Below are 24,419 nucleotides of genomic sequence, written 5' to 3'. Positions count from 1 at the left end.
GTGCGGCCGGGGCACACGCCCCGGCCGCACGTGTCCGGCTGAGTACGCGGGCCCCACGGTTCTGAGTACGTGACCCGATCCCCGCCCCGGCCGGCCCCGCTGGAATGGGACCATGGCTCCAGAAGCACCACGCATCCGGCACGTCACGAACGCCGGCACGACCCTGGCCCTTTCGCTCGCCCCGCTCGTGATCGGTGTCCTGTTCGCGCGCACGATGGCCCTGGACCCGCACACGCCGGTGAACGCCCTGATCACACGGGGCGGCCGGGGCGCGGGCCCGTCCCCCGCGGAGTGGCGCGGCTGCGGGCGGACCGCGCTGCGCCGGTGCCGGAGCGCCTGCCGGCCGCTCGCCCGGCCGAAAAACCGGTTCCCCCGCGTGCGCCGCCTTCCCTAGACTCGCCCCACACCGCGCGCCGGCCGTCCGCCGACGCGTCCGCCGTGACCGTTGAGGGGAGACCGCCGTGCGCCACCGCACCGCCGCCGTCGTCCCCCCGTCGCGGTTCGAGGTGATCCTGGTGTCTCGCGCCGCCGGCGCCGGCTGCGCGGCCGGCCCCGGACCCCGTGACGAACCCCCGGGTCCCATACGTCTCCTGACTGGCTGTCACCACTCCCCCTCCGCGCGGAGATGGTGACGGGCTCCTCAGGGCCCCTCCGGGCCGGTTCGTCCGGGCATCGCGCCGTCTTCTTCCGGATCATCCCGAAAGGCCACCGGCCGTGCGTACCCACCAGCACCGTTCTCTCGTCGCCGCACTCGACACCGTCCGCAACCTGGGCATCCTCGCCCACGTCGACGCCGGCAAGACCACCGTCACCGAGCGCATCCTCTACACCACCGGCACCACCCACAAGCGCGGTGAGGTGCACGACGGGACGACCATCACGGACTTCGACTCCCAGGAACGCGACCGGGGCATCACCATCTTCGCCGCTGCCGTCAGCTGCACCTGGGCCGGTCACCGCATCAACCTCATCGACACCCCGGGGCACGTCGACTTCGCCGACGAGGTCGAGCGTTCGCTGCGGGTGCTCGACGGCGCGATCGCGGTGTTCGACGCGGTGGCCGGGGTGGAGCCGCAGAGCGAGTCGGTGTGGCACCAGGCGGACCGCCACTCCGTCCCGCGCATCGCCTTCGTCAACAAGCTCGACCGGACGGGCGCCGACCTGGACACCGCGGTCGCCTCCATCCGGGAGCGGCTGCACACGGTCCCGCTCGTCGTCCAGCTGCCCATCGGGCGGGAGGACGCCTTCCGCGGGGTCGTCGACCTGCTGCGCATGCGCGCCCTGATGTGGGCGGACGGCGCCGGCACGTACGAGGAGGGCGAGGTGCCCGTCGAACTGCGCGAGGAAGCGGCCCGGCGCCGCCGGCTCCTGGAGGAGGCGGTGGCGGAGCTGCACCCGGCGGCGCTGGAGGAGTTCTGCGTACGCTCCGAGCTCACGGAGGAGACGCTGGCCGGGGCGCTGCGCGATCTGACGCGGACCGGTGAGGGGGTCGTGGTGCTGTGCGGTTCTGCGTACCGCAACCGCGGCGTCGAGCCGTTGCTGGAAGCGGTCGTCGCATATCTGCCCTCCCCCGCCGATGTGCCGCCGGTACGGGGCGTGCTCGACGGGGCGGAGCAGGAGCGGGCCGCCGATCCGGCGGGGCCGTTCGCCGCGCTGGCGTTCAAGGTGAACGCGACCGCGACCGGCCGGCTGACGTATCTGCGCGTGTATTCGGGGACGATCGGGAAGGGGGAGACGGTGCTGGACGCGAGCACCCGGCGCAGCGAACGCGTCGGGCGCATCCTGCGGGTCCAGGCGGACCGGCATGTGGATGTGGACGCGGCTGTGGCGGGCGACATCGTCGCGGTCATCGGTCCGAAGACCGTCCGTCCGGGCGCCACCCTGTGCGCGCCCGACGCCCCGCTGGTCCTCGAACCGCCCTCGGTGGCCGAACCGGTCGTCTCCGTGGCGGTGGAGGCGCGGCGGAGCACGGACACGGAACGGCTGATGGCCGCGCTGGTCCGGCTGGCCGAGGAGGACCCGTCGCTCGTGGTGCGTACGGACTCCGAGACCGGCCAGACCGTTCTCTCGGGCATGGGCGAACTCCATCTGGAGGTGGCCGCGGAGAAGGTCCGCCGTGACCACGGTCTGGACGTACGGGTCGGCCGGCCGCAGGTCGCGCACCGGGAGACGCTGGTGCGCGGGGTGTCGGGTCTGGTCTACCGGCACGTCAAACAGGACGGCGGGGCCGGGCAGTTCGCGCACGTCGTCATCGACGTCGAACCGCTGGAAGCCGCCGGTGGCGAGGCGGCCGCGGAGTTCGCGTTCCGGTCGGCGGTCGTCGGCGGCCGGGTTCCGCAGGAGTACGTGCGGGCGGTCGAGGCGGGCTGCCGGGAAGCGCTGGCGGAGGGTCCGCTCGGCGGGCATCCGGTGACCGGGGTGCGGGTGACGCTGACCGATGGCGCCACCCATCCCAAGGACTCCTCGGAGATGGCGTTCCGCACGGCCGGCCGGTTCGCGCTCCGGGAGGCGCTGCGGGCCAGTGCGATGGTGCTCCTGGAGCCGGTCGTCGAGGTCACGGTCACCGTGCCCGGTGACGCGGTCGGCGGGGTGCTCGGCGACCTGGCCGCCCGGCGCGGCCGGGTCTCCGGGTCCACCACGCGGGGCGGCGCGGCGGTGGTGACGGCGACCGTGCCGCTGGCCGAGCTGTTCGGTTACGCGACGCGGCTCCGGAGCCGTACGCAGGGCCGGGGCACGTTCACCACCCGGGCCACGGGGTACGCTCCGGCGCCGGCCGTCACATCCTCCGGGACCGGCTGACGGAAAGAGGTCCCGCTCGCCATCACGGCGGGCGGGACCTGTCGTCGGGCCGGGGTCAGGCGACGGGCACGGTCAGGCGACGGGTACGGGATACGTCGGGTACTCGACGCCGGAGACGTGCTGCACGACCCGGATGACCTGGCACGAGTAGCCGAACTCGTTGTCGTACCAGAGGTAGAGGATCGCGTTGTCGCCGTCGACCTGGGTCGGGCCGGCGTCGACGATGGAGGCATGGCGCGAGCCGATGAAGTCGCTCGACACCGCGTCCGGGGCGGTCGTGAAGTCGATCTGGCGCTTCAGCGGAGAGGTGAGCGACACCTCGCGGAGGTAGTCGAGGACCTCTTCGCGGGTGGTCTCGCGTCCCAGCTTCAGGCTGAGGATCGCGATCGAGACGTCCGGCACCGGGACGCGGATCGAGCTGCCGGTGATCGTCGCCTCCAGGTCGGGCAGTGCCTTCGCGACGGCGGAGGCGGCACCCGTCTCGGTGATGACCATGTTGAGCGGCGCGGAGCGGCCACGGCGGTCGGAGCCGTGGTAATTGTCCAGCAGGTTCTGGTCGTTGGTGAACGAGTGGATGGTCTCCACGTGTCCGCGCAGCACCCCGTACTCGTCGGCCATCGCCTTCAGCGGCGGCACGATCGCGTTGGTGGTGCAGGACGCGCAGGAGATGATCTGCTCGTCCGGCTTGATCACGTCGTGGTTGACGCCGTGCACGACGTTGAGGACGTCGCCCTTGCCGGGCGCGGTCAGGACGACCTTGGCGATGCCGGGCCGCAGGTGCTTCGAAAGACCCTCGCGGTCGCGCCACTTGCCGGTGTTGTCGATGAGGATCGCGTCGTCGATGCCGTACGCGGTGTAGTCGACCGAGGTCGGGTCGTCCGAGTAGATGACCTGGATCTCGTTGCCGTTGGCGACGATCCGGTCGTTGGCCTCGTCCACGGTGATCGTGCCCTGGAACTGGCCGTGGATGGAGTCTCGGCGCAGCAGCGAGGCGCGCTTGACGATGTCCTGGCCCGCACCCTTGCGGACCACGATGGCGCGCAGCCGCAGGCCGTTGCCGGAGCCCGCCTTCTCGATGAGCAGCCGGGCCAGGAGGCGGCCGATGCGGCCGAATCCGTAGAGGACGACGTCGCGCGCCTCGCGGCGCTCGATCTTGTTGTCCCCCGTGGCGCCGGCGACGGCCTCCGCGGTGAAGTCGGCCGCGGTGAGCCCGCGGTCGTCGGCCTTGTGCAGGGCGGCGAGCATGCCGATGTCGATCTGGGAGGGGCCCAGGTCCAGCGTGGTGAGGGCCTGCAGGAAGGGCAGGGTCTCGGTGACCGAGAGCTCCGCGCCGTCGATCTGCCGGGCGAATCGGTGGGTCTTGAGGATGCTCACCACCGATTTGTTCACCAGCGAGCGGCTGTGCAGGAGGACGGTGACGTCCCGCTCGCGGTGCAGCTTCCCGATGATCGGAATCATCGACTCCGCGATTTCCTCGCGGTTCTTCCAGTTGGTGAACGCGTCGTCATTGACAGTCACAGGTTTATCTTTCGAGCTAGGAGGCGCTCATATGGTAACCAGACCTTCATTCGAGCCCTCACCCCGGTCCGGCCGGCCGCCCTCACCCCTCGACGCGCACCGGCCGCCCGGTACGCAGTGAGCGGTCGGCGGCCTCCGCGACCAGCAGCGCGGCCAGGGCGTCGTCCCCGGTGCAGGGGCTGGGCCGCGACCCTGCGGCGACCTCGGCGAACGCGGCCATCTCGGCGACGTACGCGTCGTGGAATCGGCTGAGGAACCCGTCGTACGGTGCGGCGGACGACGGTTCCCGGCCGGCGGTGGTCCGCAGCGGGGCGCGGTCGTCGTACCCGGTGGCCAGGGTGGAGCGCGAGCCGGCGACCTCCATGCGTACGTCGTAACCGGCGCCGTTGTAGCGGGTGGCCGTACAGCTGACGAGGGTGCCGTCGTCGAGCGTGAGGACGGTGACGGCGGTGTCGACGTCACCGGCTGCGGCGAACGCCGGATCGCCCCGGTCGGCACCGGTGGCGCTGACCTCGACGACCTCGCGCCCGGTGACCCAGCGCACGCTGTCGAAGTCGTGCACGGCGCAGTCGCGGAAGATGCCGCCGGACAGCGCCAGGTACCCGGCCGGCGGCGGCGCGGGGTCGGCGGTGCACGCCCGTACGGTGTGCAGCCGGCCCAGGTCCCCGGCGGCGACCGCGTCGCGCAGGGCGGTGTACCCGGCGTCGAAGCGGCGCTGGAAGCCGACCTGCAACGGCACCCCGGAGCCGGCCAGCTCGGTGAGCAGCGCGCGGGTCGCTCCGAGGCCGGTGGCGATCGGCTTCTCGCAGAAGACGGGCACCCCGGCGGCGGCGGCCGCGCGGACGAGCGTGTCGTGGACGGCGGTGGGGGCGGCGATCACCACACCGTCCAGGCCGGAGCCGAGCATCGCGTCCAGGTCCCCCGTCCAGTCGGCGCCGAGCTTCCCTGCGAGCTCGCGGGCCTGCTGCTCGACGGCATCGTGCAGAACCAGGCGGTCGACCGCGGGCAGGGCGGCGAGGGTGCCGGCGTGGAACGCGCCGATGCGGCCGGTTCCGATGAGTCCGATGCGCATGCGCGGTGCCTCCGGGTCGGGAACGGGACGGATGGACGACGCCCCTGATCTTCGCCTTTGTATCCTCGCCGATCACACAGGCTCAAGCATTTGTACGGACATGGGCCCGTACTGAGCTGCACGCGGGCATGCGGCGGGGCGCGCCGGACGAGGGCGTTGAAGCGGAAGCGTGCACGCCTGTTTACATCGATGTACATGCGGTTCTACTGTTTCGCCGTCAGCAGCCCCACTCGGCCACCCCCCACGCCTCCGTGCCCCGAGGAAGGAAGCCCGTGCTCTCCTTGCGCCGACCCCCCAGACCCGCATCCCACCGCTCCCCCGCGCCAGCCCGCCGCCTCGCCCGCCGGGCGGCGCGCGCCGCCGCGCCGGTCCTGGCCGCGGCCATCGGCCTGTCCTTCGCCCCGGCTTCGGCCGCGCCTGCCGCCTCCCCCTCCGCACCCGCCGTCGCCACGGCCAACGGCACGCCCCTCGGCAGCGGGACCGGCCTCTATCCCAGGGCCATCCGGCTGGAGCACAACGGCGCCGCCAACGGCCGGGTGCTCGCGAGCGTCGTGACCTTCAACGGCAACAACGGCATCGGTGCCATCCACGAGAGCACCGACGGCGGAGCCACCTTCCGGCAGGTGGGCGGCGTCGCCGACCCGGAGTCGGCGGGCGGACAGGGCCTGTGCTGTTCCACCCTGTTTGAAATGCCCCGACAGGTGGGCGCGTTGGCGCCCGGGACCCTTCTGTGGGCCGCCTCCTCGGGCCAGGACGAGCAGAACCGCCGCATGGCCCTGCGCGTCTGGCGGAGCAACGACGTGGGCCGGACCTGGTCCTACCTCTCCACCTGCGCCACCGCGAACGGCACGGGCGGGCTGTGGGAGCCGGAGTTCTCCGTCGCCGCCGACGGGGCGCTCGTCTGCCACTACGCCGACGAGACGGACCCCGCGCACAGCCAGAAGCTCGCCGCCGCCCGCAGTTACGACGGGGTCAGCTGGCAGGACCGCCGCAACACGGTCGCCAGTTCCTGGGAGCCGGACCGGCCGGGCATGCCCATGGTGCGCCGGCTGCCGAACGGCACGTACTTCATGAGCTACGAGATCTGCAATCCGGGCGGCCAGTACCAGTGCGTGGTGCACTACCGGACCTCCCCGGACGGCTGGAACTGGGGCGACCCCGCCTCGCTCGGCTACCGCCCGGAGACCGTGGACGGCAAGTACTTCCGCGCCGCGCCCACCATCGCCTGGGCCCCCGCGCCGGGCGGCGGCGCGAACGGCCGGCTCCTCCTGATCGGCCAGCAGCTCCTGAACCGCGACGGCACCCCCGCCGCCGACAGCGGGCGCACGATCCTCGCCAACACGGAGAACGGCACCGGCCCGTGGTACGAGATCGAGGCCCCCGTACGGGTCGCGGCGCCGACCGCCACCTACTGCCCGAACTACAGCTCACCGCTGCTGCCTTCGGCCGACGGCCGCACCGTGCTGGAGATCGCGACGGACTGGGACGGCGGCGTCTGCCGCCCGTACGTGGCCACCGGCCCGGTCACCGGCAGCGGTGACGCGGCGGGTGTGGTGGACGGGGCGCGGTACCGGCTGGTGAACGCCAACAGCGGCCACTGCCTGGACGTGGCCGCCGACTCACGGAACGCCGGCGGCAACGTACAGCAGTGGACCTGCAACGGCCAGCAGCCGCAGCTCTGGCGGCTCGAACGGGTCTGACGCCCACGGATGCCCGCCCCGGCGAGGGCGGGCATCCGTCCTCACCCGTCAGCCGGCGTCCGGCTCCTCGATCGCGGCGGGCCGCAGCTGGGCCTCCCGTATGCGGGCGATGTCCAGCTTGGTGCCCCGGTCGAAGCGGTAGACGCCGTTCTGCTCCTGGAAGACGTCGGTCAGCTGGGTGTAGCAGTAACCGAACATGTCCGGGTCCTCCAACAGCGCACCGGTCAGACCCGCGAACCTCTCGTGGAACTCGTCCTCGGTGCGCACCCGGTCGCCGTACCCCCAGGAGACCGTACGGTCGCTGCCGGACTGCTCCGCGGCGGCCGCCGGGTCCCACCAGATCCCGCCGAACTCGCTGACGAAGTACGGCTGCCCCCGGTACGGCTGGGAGTACGCGGCGCCGTTCTCGTAGGCGTTGACGAACGGCTCCCCCTTGGCGAGCCCGGAGACCAGCCGCCGGAAGGCGGCCGGGTCCTGCTCGTAGCTGTGCGAGTCGTAGATGTCGGTCTCCAGCACCCGGTGGGAGTACCCGGAGGCGTCGATCACGGGGCGCGAGGTGTCCAGGGCCTTGGTGGCGAGGAACATCGCGCGGGTCACGTCGTCGAGCTGCGTGATCCGGTCGTGGAGCTTCTGGTACGTCTCGTTGAGCGGGCACCAGCCGACGATCGAGGGGTGGGAGTAGTCGCGTTCCACGGCTTCGAGCCACTGGGCGACGAAGGACGCGTCGGGCCGCTGGTTGTCGCCGGAGGAACCGCCGGTCTCGCAGCCCCAGTCGCCGAACTCGCCCCAGACCAGGTAGCCGAGCCGGTCCGCGTGATAGAGGAAGCGCTCCTCGAACACCTTCTGGTGCAGCCGGGCCCCGTTGAAGCCGGCCTCCATGGCCAGCTCGACGTCCCGGACCAGGGCCTCGTCGGTGGGGGCGGTCATCAGCCCGTCCGGGTACCAGCCCTGGTCGAGGACGAGGCGCTGGAAGCGGGGCCGGCCGTTGAGGAGGACAGCCTTGCCCCGGATGGAGACGGCGCGCAGACCCGCGTAGCTCTCGACGGTGTCGATGGTTTCGCCGTCGGGGCCGAGGAGCTCGAGGCGCAGCCCGTACAGGTGGGGGTCCTCGGGGCTCCACTCGCGGCGCCGGTCCTGCGGGACGGCCAGGTGCAGGCGGGGCGCGAGGTCGAGGTCGGCGCGGGCCTCGGCGCGGCAGACCTCGCCGGTGCCGTCGCTGAGGACGGCGCGCACGCGGTGGCCGGGGCGGTTGGCGGACAGGGGCAGTTCCAGGTGGAAGGCGCCGGCGGCCAGGTCGGGGGTGATGCGGGGGCGGCGCAGGTGGGCGTCGGGGACCGGCTCGGCCCAGACGGTCTGCCAGATGCCGGTCGTGCGCGTGTAGTTGCAGTCGTGGTTGGCGTACTGGATCGCCTGCTTGCCGCGGGCCTGCGGGCCGGACTTCGGGTCGCGGGCCCGGACGGTGATCTCCACCTCGCGGCCGGCCGGAACGAGTTCGCCGAGGTCGGCGGTGAACGGGGTGAACCCGCCCCGGTGGCGTACGGCTTCGGTGCCGTCCACCCAGACGGTGGTGTCGTGGTCGACGGCGCCGAAGTGCAGCAGCACCCGCCGGCCCGCCCACCCGGCGGGCGGGGTGAACCGGCGCCGGTACCAGACGGCCTCCAGGAAGTCGGTGTCGCCGACACCGGAGAGCTCGGACTCGGGGGCGAAGGGCACGAGGATCTCGCCGGTCAGTTCGCGGTCGAGGAGGCCCCGTTCGAGACCGCTGTCCCCCTGGTCGGTCTCGAACTGCCAGGTCCCGTTGAGGTTGAGCCAGTCGCGCCGTACGAACTGCGGGCGCGGGTACTCCGGACGGGGGACGGAGGGGGTGTGCACAGGTACTCCAGGTGGATCGTGGTGGCGGTCGGCCGGGAAGCCGGGGCAGGAACAGTCGGGCGGGGTCAGCCGCCGCCGAGGCCGGTGGTGGCGACGGAGCTGACGATGCGCCGCTGGAAGAGCAGGAACATCACGATCAGCGGCAGCGCGGCCAGCAGGGCCGACGCCATGGACTGGGCGTACTGGATGCCGTACGCGTCCTTGACGGTGGCGAGGCCGACCGGGAGCGTCATGAGGTCCGGGTCGTTGGTGACGATGAAGGGCCACATGAAGTTGTTCCACGCACCGATGAACACGAAGATCGCGACGGCGACGACGATCGGCCGGGACAGCGGGAGCACGATGGACGTGAAGACCCGCAGCTCGGAGGCACCGTCGATGCGGGCGGCGTCCTCGAGTTCGCGGGGTATCGCGTCGAAGAAGCGCTTCAGGATGAACACCATCATGGGCGCCACCACCTGCGGCAGGATGACCGCCGCGTAGGTGTCGACCAGGTGGAACATCGTCATCTGCTCGAAGAGCGGGACGATCAGCAGCTGGGGCGGGACCATGATCGCGGCGACGGTGATCGCGAGCAGGGTCCGGCGACCGCGGAAGGTACCGCGGGAGAATCCGTACGCGGCGAGCGTGGAGACGGCCGTGGTGAGCAGGGTGACCAGGACGGAGATGAGCAGGCTGTTGAACGCCCAGGTCGGTACGTTGCCGCGCTCCAGGATCTGCCGGTACGCGGAGAGCGTGAAGGCTCCCTTGAACGGCGAGAGGCCCGACTTCATCACGTCCTGCTCGCTCTGCAGCGAGGTGGCGACCGCCCACGCGAAGGGCAGCAGCCAGGCGATGGCGAGCACGGTCAGCGCGGTCCCGGCGAGCGCCCGGGGCAGCCGTCCGTGGCCGAGCAGCAGGGGCGAGCCGGACTCCTCGCGGCGTGGCCGGCGCGGCCGGCGCACGGGGGTGGAGATGGCGGACACGGTCAGCCCTCCTGACGGAAGAAGCGGAGTTGCAGGACGGAGACGACGATGACGATGGCGAAGAAGATGTAGCTGACCGCGGAGGCGTAGCCGAGCCGGTATCCGGTGAACCCGACGTCGTAGACGTACTCCAGGATCGGGCGGGTCGAGCCGTTGGGGCCGCCCTTGGTGAGGATGTAGATCTGGTCGAACACCTTGAGGGACGCGAGGACCTGGAGCATCGCGACCAGCACGGTGGTGTGGCGCAGCTGCGGCAGGGTGACGGACCACAGCCGCCGCCAGGCGCCCGCGCCGTCGAGCGCGGCGGCCTCGTCGTAGGTGACGGGCAGGGACTGCAGGGCGGCCAGGTAGAGCAGGAAGTTGAAGCCGACGGTCCACCAGACGGTGAGGGCGGCGACCGACCACATCGCCACCGACTCGTCGGAGAGCCAGCCGACGGGCTCCATGCCGAGCGAGGTCAGCAGCTGGTTGCCGAGGCCGATGTCGGGCTGGTAGAGCCACGTCCAGATGAGCGTGACCACCGTGACCGGCAGCAGGTACGGGGCGAAGTAGGCCAGCCGCCACACCCACTGGCCGGCCAGTCCGCTGTGTACGAGCAGCGCCATGCCGAGGGCGACCAGGACGAGCGGTACGCAGGAGATGACGGTGAAGAAGACGGTGTTGCCGAGGCTGCTCCAGACGTCCGGGTCCCCGAACGCCTCGGTGTAGTTGGCGAATCCGACGAACTCGGTGCCGCGCAGGCTGAGCGAGGCGTCGGTGAGGCTCATCCAGAGGCCCTGGACGACGGGCCAGACCAGGAAGAGCGCGAACACGACCAGGAACGGCAGGACGAACAGCCCGCCGCCCCGGGTCAGCGAGCGGCGGCGCCCGGGGGCGGCCGGTGTCGCGGAGGGGGGCTGCGGGGGCGCCGCGGCTCCGGCGGGCGCGGTGGTGGTCACGATGCGGCTCCTTCGGCTGTCGTCAGGCGACCGGGTTGGGCCGGCGCAGCAGCGTGTCCGCCTCGCGGACCATCTGCCGTACCGCCTTCTCGGCGGAGGTGTTGCCCAGCAGCGCCGACTGGAGCGGCTGGCACATGCGGTTCTGGAAGTTGCCGCCGGCTCCGGCGAACCAGTTCGGCGGGTCGAGCACGGCGATCTCGCCGGCGGCCGCGTAGGACGACTGGGGGTCGAGCTTCGCGTACTCGGGGCGGGCCTGCACCGGCAGATAGGCGGGGATGTGGCCGGCGCTCGCCCAGGTCAGGCTCTGTTTGACGATCTCGGCGATGTACCGGTGGGCCTCGCGGCGCCGGGCGGGGTCGGGGTCGTCCTGGTGCGGCAGGACGAAGCTGTGCGAGTCGGCGTAGACGGCCGGGCGGGCGAAGACCTGTGGGAAGGGGGCCGCGCCCAGGTGCTTGATGCCGGACTTCCGGAACGTGGGCAGCTCCCACTCCCCCGCCATGATCATGCCGCCGCGGCCGTCCATGAAGGCGGCCATCGCGCCGTTGTAGTCGAGGTTGTCGGGGTTGGTGCGGCCGTCGAAGAGCTGCTTCATGAAGGTGACGACCTTCACCGCGGCGTCGATGTCGATCTTCGGCGGCCCGCCGTCGGGCAGCGTGAAGGAGGCCCCGGTCTGGGCGTACAGCGCGGCGAACTGGCGCCAGCTCTGGGCGGTGTCGGTGACGTGTCCGAAGAGCACGCCGGACTTGCCGGTGATCTCGGCGAGCTTCTTGCCGGCGTCCAGGAACGCGTCGGGCGAGCCCATCGGCGCCAGGTGGCCGGAGGAGTCGAGCAGTCCGGCCTTGCCGGCCACGTCCTTGTCGTAGAAGACGATGAAGGGGTGGACGTCCAGGGGGACCGCGTAGACCGTGCCCTGGTGCTGGGCCCGTTTCCACACGGCGGGCGCGAAGTCCTTCTCGCCGACGCCGAACTCGGCGAGGACGTCCAGGTCGAGCGGGTCGAGCAGTCCGCCGGGGGCGTATCCGGGCAGCCGTGACAGGTGCATCACCGCGACGTCGGAGGCCCGGCCGCCGGCGGCGGACATGGCCAGTTTTGTGTAGTACGACGGGCCCCAGTCAAGGATCGTGCGGTCCACGTCGAAGCCGTCGGCGCCCTTCGAGACCGCGACGATCATCTCGTCCATGAGCATGCCGTCGCCGCCCTGGAACAGGTCCCAGACCTTCAGCGCGGACGCCTCACCGGCGCGGGCCGGCGAGGCACAGCCGGTGAGCGGGCCCGCCGCCAGCAGCGCCGCCGTCCCTGCGGTGCCGTACCGCAGCAGCTCACGGCGGCCGATGCCGGGCGACCGGTCCGGATACCGGGCTCCGGGCAGCCCTCGTGCGGGAGGTACAGAGTTCATCACTGACCTTTCGACGCCGGACGACGTGCCCGGCCGACGGCAGGCGCCATCGGCACGGCAGCCGTCGGCCGCCCGTGCACATCGGGGTGGTCCGCGTCGGTCTCCCGATGCGGTGACCTGTTTTTACATCGATGTACATTGGCTGTAAAGAGCTGGGTCATCACCTGTGCCGGATGCACCGCCCATCCGTCCCGGGCAGCCGGAGTCCACGGCATAGACTCGGCGCGGACCGAGGGTGGGGAGTCACGGGTGGCACGACCGAGGATCAAGGACGTCGCACGGCACGCGGGGGTGTCGGAGAAAACGGTCTCCAACGTGCTCAACGACTATGTGCACGTGTCCGACCGGACGCGACGCGTGGTGCAGGAGGCCATCGACCACCTCGGCTACCGCATCAACCTCGCCGGCCGCCATCTGCGCAGCGGACGCACCGGCATCATCGCCCTGGTGGTGCCCGAACTCGACGTCCCGTACTTCGCCGAGCTCGCCCGGCACATCGTCCGGGAGGCCGAAAAGCGCTCCCTGACCGTGCTGATCCACCAGTCCGGCGCCGACCGGGAACGCGAGAAGGCCGCCCTGGCCGGATTCGGCTCGGACTTCGTGGACGGTGTCATCCTCAGCCCGCTCGCCCTCGCGCCGGACGACCTGCGCGCCCACACCGGGCCGCCGCCGACCGTCCTGCTCGGCGAGCTGCTCAACGAGGGCGCGGACCATGTGGCGATCGACAACGAACGCGCGGCCCACGAGGCCACCGCGCACCTGCTCGCCCTGGGCCGCCGGCGCATCCTCACCGTCGGCGGCCGGGACGACGGCTGCGTCGGCACCGCCCAGGCGCGCACCCGGGGCTTCCGCCGCGCACTGGCCGCGGCGGGCGTGCCGTACGACCCGGCGTCGCTGCTCCCGGTGGAGGCGTTCCACATGGCCGACGGCGCCGACGCGGTGCACCGGGTGCTGGCCCAGGGCGTCCGGCCGGACGCCCTGCTGTGCCTCAACGACCAGCTGGCGCTGGGTGCGCTGCGCGCGCTGCACGGGTACGGGGCACGGATCCCCGAGGACGTGGCGGTGATCGGCTTCGACGACGTGGAGGGCGGCCGGTTCAGCGTGCCGTCCCTGAGCACGGTCGCCCCGGACAAGGAGGCGGTGGCCCGGGTCGCGGTGGACCTGCTCCTGCGCCGCATCGACGAGGCCACACGCCCCGAGGGAGCGGACGCCCCGTCCGCGGTGTCTCCGCAGGACCGCGTCGTGGCGCACCGGCTCGTCCTGCGCGAGTCCACGGAGGGGGCGGGCGGGCGCGACGGGGTGTGGTGAGCGGCGGGGGCGCCCCTCCTCCGGTGCTGGTCCTCGGCGACCGGCTCCGTGCGGGTTCGGTGAGCGGCGGAGGCGTCCCGCCCCGGGCGGCTCAGCCGGCGAGCAGCTGGTCCAGCGTGCGCCGGAGCGCGGCCCCGCCCTCGAAGAGCACCGCGGTCAGCCCCAGCTCGCGGGCCGCCCGGACGTTGGCCTCGCGGTCGTCCACGAAGAACGCCTCGCCCGCGGTGGCGCCGAGCAGGCCGAGCGCGCCCGCGAAGGCCTCCCCGGCCGGCTTGGTCGCACCGAGCGCGCACGAGAAGGCGAGTACGTCGAAGCGGTCGTTCACCTCGGGCAGCCGGTCGGGCAGGGCGGCGCGCAGCAACGCGTCGTTGTCCGTGAACAGCGCCGTCGGATGCGCCCGGACGAGGTCGACCGCGGCAAGGACGTCAGGATCGGGCTCGAACGCCCCGCACCAGACGCGGCGCAGCTCGTCGGACGTACCGGCGAAGCCGAGGCGCCGCCGGATCTCCCCCTCCACGTCGTCGGCGCTCCCCTCGCCGCGGTCCCAGGCGGAGATCAGCCCCGCGGCGTAGAGCTCCTCCTCGACGCGCCGCGCGGGCACGCCGCAGGCCTCGCCGAGGTGTTCCAGTCGGCGTTCGCGGTGGAAGCGGCACACGACACCGCCGAGATCGAAGAGGAACACCCGTGGCTTCACGCATGGCAACCTAGCCCATCGCGCCGGGCCGGGCCCTCCCCCGAAAACGACCGAGGCCCGGTCCCGGATCTCTCCGGGGCCGGGCCTCGATCAGGTCACCTGCTTCGAGATCAGTGGCCCATCATGGCGCTGGGGTCCGCGGCCTTGATCTTCTTGCGGGGCAGCAGGAAGGCGGGGACGAGGCACAGGGCGACCAGGATGGCCGCCACCAGGAACACCGAGGCGAACGCGTCGCCCATCTGGTCCTTGATGCCGGTGGGGGTGGTCGCGGTGATGTCCTTGATGCCGTTGGTGAGGAGCACCGAGAACAGGGCGGTACCGATCGAGGCGGCCACCTGCTGGACGATGTTCATCAGGGTCGAACCCCGGGCCACCGTGTGCTCCCGCAGGGTGGCCAGCGCCGACGCCATGATCGGCATCATGGAGGCACCCATGCCGAGGCCCATGATGGCGAGCGCGGTGATGATGTAGGCGTACGAGGTGTCAGCGGTGAGCTGGGTGAACATGCCCATGCCGACGGTGATGACCGCGATGCCGGTGATGACGATCTTGCCGGGGCCGATGCGGTCGGCGAGCATCCCCGCGATCGGCATGGTGATCATCGCGCCGATGCCCTGCGGAGCGAGGAGCAGCCCGGCGTCGAACGCCGACTCCCCGCGCACCTGCTGGAAGTAGAGCGGGAACAGCAGGCTGGCGCCGAAGAAGGCCATGGCGAACAGCGACATGGCGATCACGGCGACGCTCAGGCCGCGGTTCTGGAAGAGCCGCAGATCGATCAGCGGGTGGATGTTGCTGGGCCGCAGCGCCCAGGGAACGAACGCGGCGAGGAGCACCAGGCCGATGATCGCGGGCACCAGCACCTTGGCGGCCCAGACCGTGCCGGTCTCCGGGATGGACGAGACGCCGTACAGGAAGGTCGCCAGGCCGGGCGAGAGCAGCAGCACGCCCACCCAGTCGAAGGTCTCGGACGGCTCCACGTTGTCCTTGGGCAGCACGAGCGCCGCGTACACCAGGGCTATCGCGCCGATCGGCAGGTTGATCAGAAAGATCCAGTGCCAGGATGCGTGGTCGATCAGCCAACCACCCAGAATGGGACCGAAGATCGGACCGAGCAGCATGGGGATACCGAGAACGGCCATCACACGGCCGACCCTCTCGGGGCCGGCGGCGCGCGTCAGAATCGTCATGCCGAGCGGCATCAGCATGCCGCCGCCCAGCCCTTGAACGACCCGGAACGCGACCAGCATCTCAAGGGAAGTGGCAGCCGCGCACAGCGCCGACCCAGCCGCGAACAGCGCGACCGCGAGCAGATAGAGACGTTTTGTCCCGAACCTGTCGGCGGCCCAGCCGGTCAGCGGGATGACGCTCGCCAATGCCAGCGTGTAGCCGGTCATCGTCCAGGCCACCTGGGCCGAGGTCGCCTGGAACTCCTTCTGGAACGTCTGGAGTCCGACCGAGACCACGGTGATGTCCAGAATGGACATGATCCCGCCGAGCACGACTACGCCGGCGACGAGGAGGACCTTGCTGTCGAGCTTGTCGCTGGAGGAGCCCCCTGGAGGGCTCGACTCAATCCGTTGCGACGTGGTCATGACTCAACCTTTCGGAGAAGAGACGGAACTGCCCCATGTCGCTTGACCGGTCGACGCATACAACCCCCCGGCCGGCGGCGAAGCGCTCCGGCGAATGTGAGAAGAATTCTGCGCCCATGGCACGGCCCGAACTCGACCGGGGTGCGGTCCACAACGGGCGGATCGCCGGCGCGGGGTTCCTCTGACCCGTTATGGGCCTGAATGTACCAGCGGCGGATGACGGCGGGCCGTCCCGGTCGACCCCACGACCCTACGGCCCGGACGCGGCGAATTCCTCTCCTTTTCGGCGCCGACGCAGAACAGAGGGCCGGTCTCGGATTTCTCCGAGACCGGCCCTCGATCTACGACTGTCACCAGTCGGGACGACAGGATTTGAACCTGCGACCCCTTGACCCCCAGTCAAGTGCGCTACCAAGCTGCGCCACGTCCCGATGCCCGCCTGACCTGGGGTTTCCCCCTGGCCGAACGCGCATGAGAACAATACCGCACTTCATCGGGTGGTCACGAACGCCTTTCCCTGCCGACGCCCTGCGTGTCCGCACGGACACCCTCAGTGGATCAGTACCTGGGAGAGGGCGACCCGGCCCGGGCCGGTCTTCACGATCCGTACCGTGCGGGTCCGGCCGTCCAGGTTCACGACGGTGGGGCGCAGGGCCTTGCCGCTGACGTGGACCGTGCCGTCGTCGGTGACGATGTCGAAGTCGGCCGTGGCGGCGGAGGCGTCGTTCCAGACCTCTGCCTGGCGGATGTGCCGGGTGGCCCCGAGGTCCACCTGCCACCAGGCGCCGTCCTCGGCGAGTGCGCGGGTGTCGGTGCTGGTGTCCGCGTCCAGGGCCAGGGCGGCGTCGGCCGTGCCGTCGGTGGACGACTGGGTGGCCGTGCCGGTGCGGGCCAGGTCGGTGCGCAGCTGCTCGACCGGGCCGCCGTGGGCGCCGCGCGGGCGGCGACGCCGAGGGCGCCGGCCGGGGCCGCGAGCAGGGCGGTCAGGAGGGCCGCGGTGGCGGACGCGGCGGTGGCTCGTACGACGTTCAGGGTGCGGTTCACGCGGTGGCCTTCCAGTCGGGGTGGCCGGGCATGGGCGGGTTGACGGCTCCGAAGAGCCAGTCGCGCAGGAACGGGTCGAGGGAGCGGTCGCGTGTGACGTCGACGGTGTGCCGGATGAACTGCTCGGAGGTGTACGTGGAGTCCTTGAAGCGCTTCACCCACTCGCGCATGACCGTGTCGAAGGACCGCCGGCCGATGCGCTGGTTCAGGGCGTAGAGGACGAGGGCGCCGCCGTCGTAGATGTTGGTGCCGCCGAGCGCCTCAGGGAGTCCGGGCGGGCCGTCGGCGGCACGGACGGCGTCGAGCTTCTCGTAGGTGGCCTTCATCTTGTCCGCGAGGACGGACCAGCCGCGCTCCTCGCCGTACAGGCCGGCGTAGTAGACGGCGGGGCCCTCGTTGAGCCAGGCCTGCTGCCAGTCGTGCGGGGTGACGGAGTCGCCGAACCACTGGTGGACGAGCTCGTGGACCATGGTGGTCTCGTAGCCGGGCTGCCCCTGGGCGTTGAGCTTGAACCAGTTGGTGCCGAAGAGCGAGAGGGTCTGGTTCTCCAGCGCGTCGGTGTAGCCGTCGTAGATGTGCACCCCGTAGACGGAGAACGGGTAGCGGCCGAACTTCGCCTCCAGCCAGGCGAGATGGTCGGCGGTGCGGGCGACGACCGGGGCGTACGTGTCCTCCTTGCCCTGCGGGACGATGTGGCGCAGGGGCAGGCCGCGGTGGCTGTTGCCGTAGAGGTAGGTGCCCTTGACCACGGCGATGCCGATGAGTTCGGTGGCCATGCGCTCGCGGAGGGCGAAGTGCCAGACCGTGGAGCCGTCGGCGCGCTCGGTGCGGTGGGTCGGCTCGCCGTTGGCGGTGGCGACGAAGCCTTCGGGGGCGCTGATGTGGAACGTCCACGTCGCCTTGTCGGAGGGGGTGTCGTTGCAGGGCAGGAAGGTGTCGGCGCGGGAGGACTGGGCGGCCGAGGCGAAGCCGCCGTCGCTGCCGAACCGCCAGCCGGTGAGGCCCAGCCGGGGTGCCTTGCCGTTGCCGCGGTAGCGGATCTCCGCGGTGAACGCCTGGTGGTCGCGGATCGGGCGGGCCGGGGTGACGGTCAGTTCCTGGCCGCTCCGGCCGGCGCTCAGCTGCCAGGTGGCGGGGGGCCGGCGACGGTGACGGCGTCGATGGTGTGGCCGTCGGTGTCGAGGTTGAAGGCGGACAGGTCCTGGGTGGCCCGGGCGCTGATCTTCACCGTGGCGGTGAAGTCGTACGTCACCGGGGTGAAGTCGAAGGTGAGGTCGTAGTGGGTGACCTGGTAGCCGCCGTTGCCGAGGGTGGGAAACAGCGGGTCGCCGACGCCGTCGGAGCCGGGCTCCGGGTGGAAGCCGTGCGGCCGGGCGACGGCGGGCGTACCGAGGGCGGGGACGGTGACGGCTGCCGCCGCGGCGGCGGTGCCGAGTGCGAGGACCGAGCGCCGGGTGGTCACTTCTTCCCCTTCTGGAAGGCTTCCTCGAACTCGCCGCGGGCCTTCTCGCCGCCCTTGGCCAGGTAGTCCTTGACCACCCTCGACGCCGTAGTTGATGAGCGTGTACTCCAGGCGGACGCGGTGACGCTGGGTTTCCTGGACGGCCGCACGGTCGAGGTCTGATCAGAAGCCGAAGGTGTGGTCCTCCCTGCGGTGGAGGTGCCCGACGAGCTCCTGCGCCAGCGACTTGATGGTGTCGAGCCCCGCCCTCCCCCAGGGGCGGGGCACGGTGTCCACGGCGCAGACGGCGCCCAGCGCGATCCCGGTACGGTCGATGAGCGGCGCCCCCAGATAGGAGCGGATGCCTATGTCGTCGACGACCGGGTTGCCCGCGAACCGGGGGTAGTCGCAGACGTCCTCGAGCACCAGGGCCTTGCGGCGGACGACCACATGCGGGCAGTAGCCGTGGTCGAGGGCCACGTACCGGCCACTGCTGCCGCTGCCCGCCGCGGTAGCGCCCAGGTCCGAGCCCCGGCGGGTGCCCGCGGGGGTGTGCAGTCCCGCGTAGAACTGCCGGTTCCCGTCGATGAAGTTGACCATCGAGAACGGCACGTCCGTCACTTCGGCCACCCGGTCGGCGAAGGCGTCGAAGTTGTCGAACGAGGCGTCGTCCCGCTCACCCAGGCCGAGGCTGCGCAGCCGCCGCGTACGGGCGGGCGCGTCGCTGTCGACGGGCGTCAGCAGCAGCCGCCCGGCGGCGTGCGGGATCACCGCCGGGCCCCGAATCCGGCGGGCCCGGGCAGCGGCACGGCGGCGTCGGTGGCGTTGATCAGGTGCTGGACCAACGTCACCAGGGTGCCGGTGCCGGAGCTGGCCATGCGGGCGTCGCACAGCACGACCGGCACCTCGGGGGACAGGTCGAGCGCGGCCCGTACCTCCTCGGGGCCGTAGCGGTAGGCGCCGTCGAACTCGTTGACGGCCACGACGAACCCGATGCCGCGCCGTTCGAAGAAGTCGACGGCGGCGAAGCACTCCTCCAGCCTGCGGGTGTCGGCGATCACCACCGCTCCCAGCGCGCCCTGCGAGAGCTCGTCCCACATGAACCAGAAGCGTTCCTGGCCCGGTGTGCCGAACAGGTAGAGCACGTGCTGTTCGTCGAGCGTGATGCGGCCGAAGTCCATCGCCACGGTGGTGGAGGTCTTCGACTCGACGCCCTCCAGGCTGTCGGTCGCGGCGCTCGCCTGGGTCAGCAGCTCTTCCGTGCTCAGCGGTGCGATCTCGCTGACCGCGCCGACGAACGTCGTCTTGCCGACGCCGAAGCCGCCCGCCACCAGCACCTTGAGCGCGACGGGGAAGCCTTCGGGCGCGGCCATGTACTCGGCAGTGGCGGTCTCCTGCGCGTACCCGCCTCCTGAGCCGTCGTCCGCGTAACCGTAGCCATAGCCGGAGCCGTCCGGGTAGCCGTAGCCGTCAGAGCTGTCGTCGTAAGCCATCGAGCACTGCCTCCAGCAGATGTCGGTCGGTGGGCGTGTCATGGAAGGCGGGTGCGTGCGCGGTGACGGCGCCGCAGTCGACCAGGTCGGAGAGGAGGACCTTGGTCACGACGGCGGGCAGCCTCAGGTGTGCGGCGATCTCGGCCACCGACGTGGGTCCCTCGCACAGTCCCAGGGCCACCGAGTGCTCGGGGCCGAGGTGGGTCTGCGGGACGGACCCGGTGGCCATCACCAGGGAGAGCAGGTCGAGGACGGCCGTGGGACGGGTACGGCCGTTGCTCACCGTGTAGGGGCGGATGAGGCGGCCCGCCGCGTCGTCGAGCAGCGGCCCGTCCTGGGTGACCGCCATGCTCACAGTGCCGAGCCGCCCGGAGTCGCGGCCGCCTGTCTCACCGGGGTCATGAGGTAGGGCCGCACGCTCTTGACCAGCATGGCCATCTCGTAACCGAGCACGGCGGCGTCGGCGTTGCGGCCGGCCAGCACGGCGAGACAGGTGCCGGAGCCCGCGGTGGCGACGAAGAGCAGCGTCGAGTCGAGCTCCACGACCACCTGGCGGACCTCTCCGTTGTCCCCGAACCTCGCTCCGGCGCTGCGGCCCAGCGAGTAGAGGCCGGCCGCGAGCGCCGCCATGTGGTCGGCGCTGTCGGCGTCCATCCCGTGCAGGGACTTCACCAGCCCGTCGGCGGAGAGCAGGACGGCACTGCGGGTGTACGGCACGCGCTGGACCAGGCCGCTCAGCAGCCAGTCGAGGTCCGAGACCTGACCGGACGGCATTTCGGTCGCCATGGTGCATCTACTCCTTGGTGGGGTTCGCTTCGAGCGGGTCGTGGGCGCCGGGGTACGCCCCGGCTCCGTGCAGTTGCGCGGGTGCGGCCGCGCCCCGGACGGGGAGCGGCCGGGACGGTGCTCCCAGCTGCGCGGCCGTCGTCGTGCGCGTGGTACCGGCCGGGGCCTCCGGCGCGGGCTCCTGCTCGGACTCGGCGCGCGCGTCGGCGAGGTCGATGCCGCGCCGGAAGGCGGCGACGAGCCCGGGATCGTGGAGGACGGGCTCGTCCTCGGACCTCGGGGCCGGGGCCTCCCTGAGCTGCGGGACCAGGTGTTCCTGGTTGGCGCGCTTGGGGAGCGACGGCCGGTTCGCGGTGGCTGCCGGCGCGGCCCCCTCGTCGGACCGGGGGGCGGGCGGCGCATCGTCGGCCGGCCGGTCCACGCGCTCGGCGCGCAGGGGAAGGGGCGGGGCCTCGTCCTGGCGGCCCGGCTGCGGCGCGGTGCGCTGCGGGCGGGGCTGCTGCTGGGTGGGGACGTAGGGCCGGCGCTCCGGCTCGGGGGCGGGCGCCGGGCCGCTCGGTGCCGGGCCGCTGCGTGCCGGGCCGTCCTCCAGGGGCGGCGGGCGGTGTACGGGCCCGGCGGGCGGGACCGGGGTCTCGCCGGTGCGTCCGGAGGCGCCGTCGTCTGCGCCGAGCAGGGTCTGCGGGAGGACCAGGACGGCCTGGGTGCCTCCGTAGATGTTGCTCTGCAGCCGTACGGCGATGCCGTGCCGCCGGGCCAGCGAGGCGACCACGAACAGACCGATCCTGCCGTCCTGGAGGAGGCGGGCGACATTGACCTGGTCGGGGTCGGCGAGCAGGGCGTTCATCCGCTTCTGCTCGTCGCCCGGCATGCCGAGTCCGCGGTCCTCGACCTCCAGGGCGAGTCCGGCGGTGACGTGCTGGGCGCGCAGGAGCACCTGGGTGTGCGGCGCGGAGAACACCGTGGCGTTCTCGACGAGTTCGGCGAGGAGGTGGATGACGTCGGCGACGGCGTGCCCGCGCAGGGTGCCGTCGATCGGGGGGACGAGCTTGACCCGGGGGTACTGCTCGACCTCGGCGATCGCGGAGCGCAGCACCTCGGTCATGGTGACGGGGTTGCTCCACTGGCGGCGTGAGACGGCGCCGCCGAGGACGGCGAGGTTCTCGGCGTGGCGGCGGATACGGGTGGCCAGGTGGTCGACGTGGAAGAGGCCCTTGAGCAGGTCCGGGTCCTCGACCTCGTGCTCCAGCTCGTCGAGCAGCTGGATCTCGCGGTGCACGAGCGACTGGAGGCGCCGGGCGAGATTGACGAAGACCTCGACCTTCTGGTCGTCGCCGCCGCCGCTGGGCTCGGAGAGCCGGGAGGCGTCCACGACGGCGGCCACGGCCGCCTCCTGCTGGCGGGCCATCTCCTGGGCCAGCAGCTCGAAGGGGTCGCCACCGGGCAGCGGGTTCTGCGGGGCGCGCCGGGCGGGCACGGGCTCGCCGTTGCGCAGCTGCTCGACGACGCGTACCAGTTCGGCCTGGCCCTGGACGCTGGTCCGGCGCAGCGCGAGGCAGCGGCCGAGGACCGTGGTGGCGGCCCGGTTGGCGGCCAGGAAGGCGGCACCGATCGCGCCGGACGTCAGTGCGCCGGCGGCGCCCAGGGCGATCCAGAGCTCGGTGGACGGCCGGGCATGGCCCGCGCGGGCGGTGAAGATGACGGCCGCGGCGCCGGCGAGGGCGACCGCGAGGGCCGGCAGCACGGCCGTGCGCAGGAGTTGAGGGCGTATGCGCGCCTCGGGGGCCGGGCGTGCGGCGCGCGGTCGGGCCGCGGCCGAGTGGGAACGGGCACCCGGTCGGCCGTGCCGCCCGCCCTCTCGTCGTTCCGGTCGCGCGTCGGGTGCGCGAAGTTGAGACATCAGCGTCCTCGGTACGTGGGGCCCCAGACATCTGCGTTCATGTGGTGGCACCTACGGTGGTCGGGCATTCTCGGGTCATCGGCCGGGCAGGCCCGGAGAATATGAGCCCACCGTTGATCACCGGGCACACACGGTAGTCGCGAGAAGTGCGGCCGCGATGGGCAGTTGTGGAACTTGCCCGCCATCCGTCCCGCTCTGGTATGAGCGCTCGTACGGGCGACCGATTCCCGCGGGCCGGATTCCGGGGCGGTCGCGGTTCCCGCACGCGAGAGAGCCCCCTCGACGTCAGTCGAAGGGGCGTGCACCCGGCGCCAGTGCGGTGCGAGTGCCTCCCGCTGGCACGTACGCGGGGCTCCGCCCGGCTCGCGCGGGGCGTCCGCGTCGCCAGGCGCCGAACTCGCGTCGGCCGTCACGCCGCTGGAGCGTCTGCACGCTGATGCCGATCTCCCGGAGGAAGCCGGGGCCGGGCGCCACCCGGACCCGTGCGAGATCGTCGGAGGTGAAGTGCACCCGCAGTATCGCCGCGCCCTGAGGACGTGACCGTCTCATCGGCGGAAGCCGTGATCGCCCCGCCGCCCGGCGTACGTCCCGCCCGCCCCGTCCGGGACGTACGCCTCGGGGTCTCAGGGCTGGGGTGCCGGGTCGCGGTCCCGGTCGGCTCCGGGGGTGGCGCCGGCAGCCGGTTGGTGGAGCTGTACGTGGACCGGGGGCCAGTTGCCCCAGCCGGGGGCGGGCTCGGCGGCGACGGCGCGCCACCACGGGTCGACGGGCGGCGGATCGGCGGGCTCGAAGGGCCGGCCCGGGATCGGGGAGACCATCGTCACGCCCACGGACTCGGTGGCGCGCATGGACCACTCGGCGGGCTCGGCCCACGGGTGCAGGGCCAGGTTGAACGTGCCCCAGTGGATCGGAAGCATGACGCCCGCCGCGGGGTCGTCGCCCTGGAGGTCGAGGTGGGCGCGGACGCCCTCGTCGGGGCTCATGTGGATGTCCGGCCAGGCGCCCGGCTCCGGCACGGTGTCGGTGCGGTCCTTGGGCCAGAACTGGCTGTACGCGCCGATCTGGATCATGGTGGCGTCGAACGGCCCGTGCTCGGCGCCGATGGTGCGGAATCCGGAGAAGTATCCGGTGTCGCCGCTGTGGTAGATCCGGTGCTCGGGTCCGGCGACCGCCCAGGACGCCCAGAGGGTGTGCTGCTGGTTGCGCAGGCCGCGTCCGCAGAAGTGGCGGGCGGGGGTGGCGGTGAGGCTGATCCCGGCGACCGTCGCGGTCTCGTTCCAGTCGAGCTCACGGAGCCGGCCGGGCGCGACGCCCCAGCTCTCCAGGTGCGCGCCGACGCCGAGCGGGACCGCGAAGACGGTGTCCGTACGGGCCAGGGCGCGGATCGTCGGGAGGTCGAGGTGGTCGTAGTGGTCGTGCGAGATCACCACGACGTCGACCGGGCCGAGGGCGGCGAGCGGCACGGGGGCGGGGTGCAGCCGCCGGGGTCCGGCGAAGGCGAAGGGGGAACAGCGCTCGCCCCAGACCGGGTCGAACAGCACGCGCCGCCCGTCGATCTCGGCGAGGACGCTGGAGTGCCCCATCCAGGTGATGCGGAGCCCGGAGGCGGGCGGCCGGGCGAGGTCGGCCACGGTCGTGGCATGCACGGGCAGGGGGGCGGCGGGCGCCCTGAGCACCCGCTCCTCCTTGCGGAAGTAGACCCGCGCGAACTCCAGGGCGGAGCCGGAGGGCCTGATCCGGGCGCCCGCAGGGTTCTGGAAGACACCGTCGGCGAAGTTGGGGGAACGGCGGATGCGCTCCATGCGGGCGCCGTCGGGGTCGGCCCCGAAGGCGGCTGGGCGCAGCGCACGCAGCCGGGTGCGCAGCGGGAGCGTGTGGTCGGCGCCGGTCACGGGAGTCTC

At 72.1% G+C, this 24,419-nt stretch carries 21 protein-coding genes, 1 tRNA gene and 1 pseudogene; 4 read left to right on the top strand and 19 right to left on the bottom strand.

Features of this window, described 5'->3' with window-relative positions:
- The first annotated feature begins 112 nt into the window (after positions 1-112).
- Together OG242_RS29395 and fusA are read left to right on the top strand one after the other, a co-directional pair.
- Entirely contained in the window at positions 113-394 is a 282-nt protein-coding gene (locus tag OG242_RS29395; protein WP_405901026.1) for a hypothetical protein, read from the top strand.
- A gap of 320 nt (positions 395-714) precedes the next feature.
- Positions 715-2,799 (top strand): elongation factor G, encoded by a 2,085-nt coding sequence (fusA, locus tag OG242_RS29390; RefSeq protein WP_405901025.1) that lies wholly within the window; start codon positions 715-717, stop codon positions 2,797-2,799.
- Positions 2,800-2,871: 72 nt separating this feature from the next.
- On the opposite strand, the gene OG242_RS29385 is transcribed toward fusA, so the two are convergent.
- Entirely contained in the window at positions 2,872-4,317 is a 1,446-nt protein-coding gene (locus OG242_RS29385; RefSeq protein ID WP_405901024.1) for a glyceraldehyde-3-phosphate dehydrogenase, read from the bottom strand.
- Positions 4,318-4,399: 82 nt separating this feature from the next.
- The gene (locus OG242_RS29380; RefSeq protein ID WP_405901023.1) at positions 4,400-5,389 is read right to left on the bottom strand and encodes a Gfo/Idh/MocA family oxidoreductase; all 990 of its coding nucleotides are present in this window, start codon (positions 5,387-5,389) and stop codon (positions 4,400-4,402) included.
- Between the two features lie 281 nt (positions 5,390-5,670).
- Here OG242_RS29380 and OG242_RS29375 point away from each other — a divergent pair, with 281 nt between their 5' ends.
- Entirely contained in the window at positions 5,671-7,089 is a 1,419-nt protein-coding gene (locus tag OG242_RS29375) for an RICIN domain-containing protein (protein ID WP_405901022.1), read from the top strand.
- Positions 7,090-7,137: 48 nt separating this feature from the next.
- Here OG242_RS29375 and OG242_RS29370 read toward each other — a convergent pair whose 3' ends face one another.
- From OG242_RS29370 to OG242_RS29355, 4 genes are all read right to left on the bottom strand, one after another.
- Positions 7,138-8,961 carry a glycoside hydrolase family 2 protein gene (locus tag OG242_RS29370; RefSeq protein WP_405901021.1) on the bottom strand — a complete coding sequence of 608 codons (1,824 nt, stop codon included), beginning with the start codon at positions 8,959-8,961 and terminating at the stop codon, positions 7,138-7,140.
- Between the two features lie 65 nt (positions 8,962-9,026).
- The gene (locus OG242_RS29365) at positions 9,027-9,926 is read right to left on the bottom strand and encodes a carbohydrate ABC transporter permease (protein WP_405901020.1); all 900 of its coding nucleotides are present in this window, start codon (positions 9,924-9,926) and stop codon (positions 9,027-9,029) included.
- A 2-nt stretch (positions 9,927-9,928) separates the two neighbouring features.
- Positions 9,929-10,864 (bottom strand): carbohydrate ABC transporter permease, encoded by a 936-nt coding sequence (locus tag OG242_RS29360; RefSeq protein WP_405901019.1) that lies wholly within the window; start codon positions 10,862-10,864, stop codon positions 9,929-9,931.
- Between the two features lie 22 nt (positions 10,865-10,886).
- A complete protein-coding gene (locus OG242_RS29355) occupies positions 10,887-12,260 on the bottom strand; it encodes an extracellular solute-binding protein (RefSeq protein WP_405901018.1) in 1,374 nt (457 codons plus the stop codon).
- Positions 12,261-12,509: 249 nt separating this feature from the next.
- On the opposite strand from OG242_RS29355, the gene OG242_RS29350 reads away from it, so the two are divergent.
- Entirely contained in the window at positions 12,510-13,568 is a 1,059-nt protein-coding gene (locus OG242_RS29350) for a LacI family DNA-binding transcriptional regulator (protein ID WP_405901017.1), read from the top strand.
- Positions 13,569-13,659: 91 nt separating this feature from the next.
- Here the strand turns inward: OG242_RS29350 and OG242_RS29345 are convergent, their stop codons facing one another.
- From OG242_RS29345 to OG242_RS29285, 13 genes and pseudogenes are all read right to left on the bottom strand, one after another.
- Positions 13,660-14,262 (bottom strand): HAD family hydrolase, encoded by a 603-nt coding sequence (locus OG242_RS29345; protein WP_405901016.1) that lies wholly within the window; start codon positions 14,260-14,262, stop codon positions 13,660-13,662.
- A 110-nt stretch (positions 14,263-14,372) separates the two neighbouring features.
- Positions 14,373-15,854, bottom strand: a complete 1,482-nt coding sequence (locus OG242_RS29340; RefSeq protein ID WP_405901015.1) for a DHA2 family efflux MFS transporter permease subunit — start codon at positions 15,852-15,854, stop codon at positions 14,373-14,375.
- A gap of 357 nt (positions 15,855-16,211) precedes the next feature.
- Positions 16,212-16,285 (bottom strand) — tRNA-Pro (locus OG242_RS29335).
- 119 nt (positions 16,286-16,404) lie between these two features.
- A complete protein-coding gene (locus OG242_RS29330; protein ID WP_405901761.1) occupies positions 16,405-16,686 on the bottom strand; it encodes a hypothetical protein in 282 nt (93 codons plus the stop codon).
- A gap of 208 nt (positions 16,687-16,894) precedes the next feature.
- Positions 16,895-17,674: a M1 family aminopeptidase gene (locus OG242_RS29325; RefSeq protein WP_405901014.1), complete on the bottom strand. Its 780-nt coding sequence runs from the start codon at positions 17,672-17,674 to the stop codon at positions 16,895-16,897.
- A gap of 51 nt (positions 17,675-17,725) precedes the next feature.
- Positions 17,726-17,968: pseudogene (locus tag OG242_RS29320) on the bottom strand (M1 family peptidase); the annotation flags it as partial.
- A 47-nt stretch (positions 17,969-18,015) separates the two neighbouring features.
- The gene (locus OG242_RS29315; protein ID WP_405901013.1) at positions 18,016-18,360 is read right to left on the bottom strand and encodes a hypothetical protein; all 345 of its coding nucleotides are present in this window, start codon (positions 18,358-18,360) and stop codon (positions 18,016-18,018) included.
- Positions 18,361-18,522: 162 nt separating this feature from the next.
- A complete protein-coding gene (locus OG242_RS29310) occupies positions 18,523-19,110 on the bottom strand; it encodes a GAF domain-containing protein (protein ID WP_405901012.1) in 588 nt (195 codons plus the stop codon).
- A complete protein-coding gene (locus OG242_RS29305) occupies positions 19,107-19,832 on the bottom strand; it encodes a GTP-binding protein (RefSeq protein WP_405901011.1) in 726 nt (241 codons plus the stop codon). Before OG242_RS29305 ends, OG242_RS29310 begins: the two co-directional genes overlap by 4 nt.
- Positions 19,810-20,181, bottom strand: coding sequence for a DUF742 domain-containing protein (locus tag OG242_RS29300; RefSeq protein WP_361021156.1), 372 nt, complete (start codon positions 20,179-20,181; stop codon positions 19,810-19,812). Before OG242_RS29300 ends, OG242_RS29305 begins: the two co-directional genes overlap by 23 nt.
- Positions 20,182-20,183: 2 nt before the next feature.
- Positions 20,184-20,618: a roadblock/LC7 domain-containing protein gene (locus tag OG242_RS29295; RefSeq protein ID WP_405901010.1), complete on the bottom strand. Its 435-nt coding sequence runs from the start codon at positions 20,616-20,618 to the stop codon at positions 20,184-20,186.
- Between the two features lie 7 nt (positions 20,619-20,625).
- Complete coding sequence (locus OG242_RS29290) at positions 20,626-22,518, bottom strand: ATP-binding protein (protein ID WP_405901009.1); 1,893 nt, start codon at positions 22,516-22,518, stop codon at positions 20,626-20,628.
- A gap of 623 nt (positions 22,519-23,141) precedes the next feature.
- Positions 23,142-24,410: an MBL fold metallo-hydrolase gene (locus tag OG242_RS29285; RefSeq protein ID WP_405901008.1), complete on the bottom strand. Its 1,269-nt coding sequence runs from the start codon at positions 24,408-24,410 to the stop codon at positions 23,142-23,144.
- Positions 24,411-24,419: the final 9 nt, after the last annotated feature.

Source organism: Streptomyces sp. NBC_00727 (assembly GCF_045161745.1).
In the GTDB taxonomy this organism is placed as follows: Bacteria; Actinomycetota; Actinomycetes; order Streptomycetales; family Streptomycetaceae; genus Streptomyces.
This window is presented reverse-complemented; position numbering and strand designations above follow the sequence as displayed.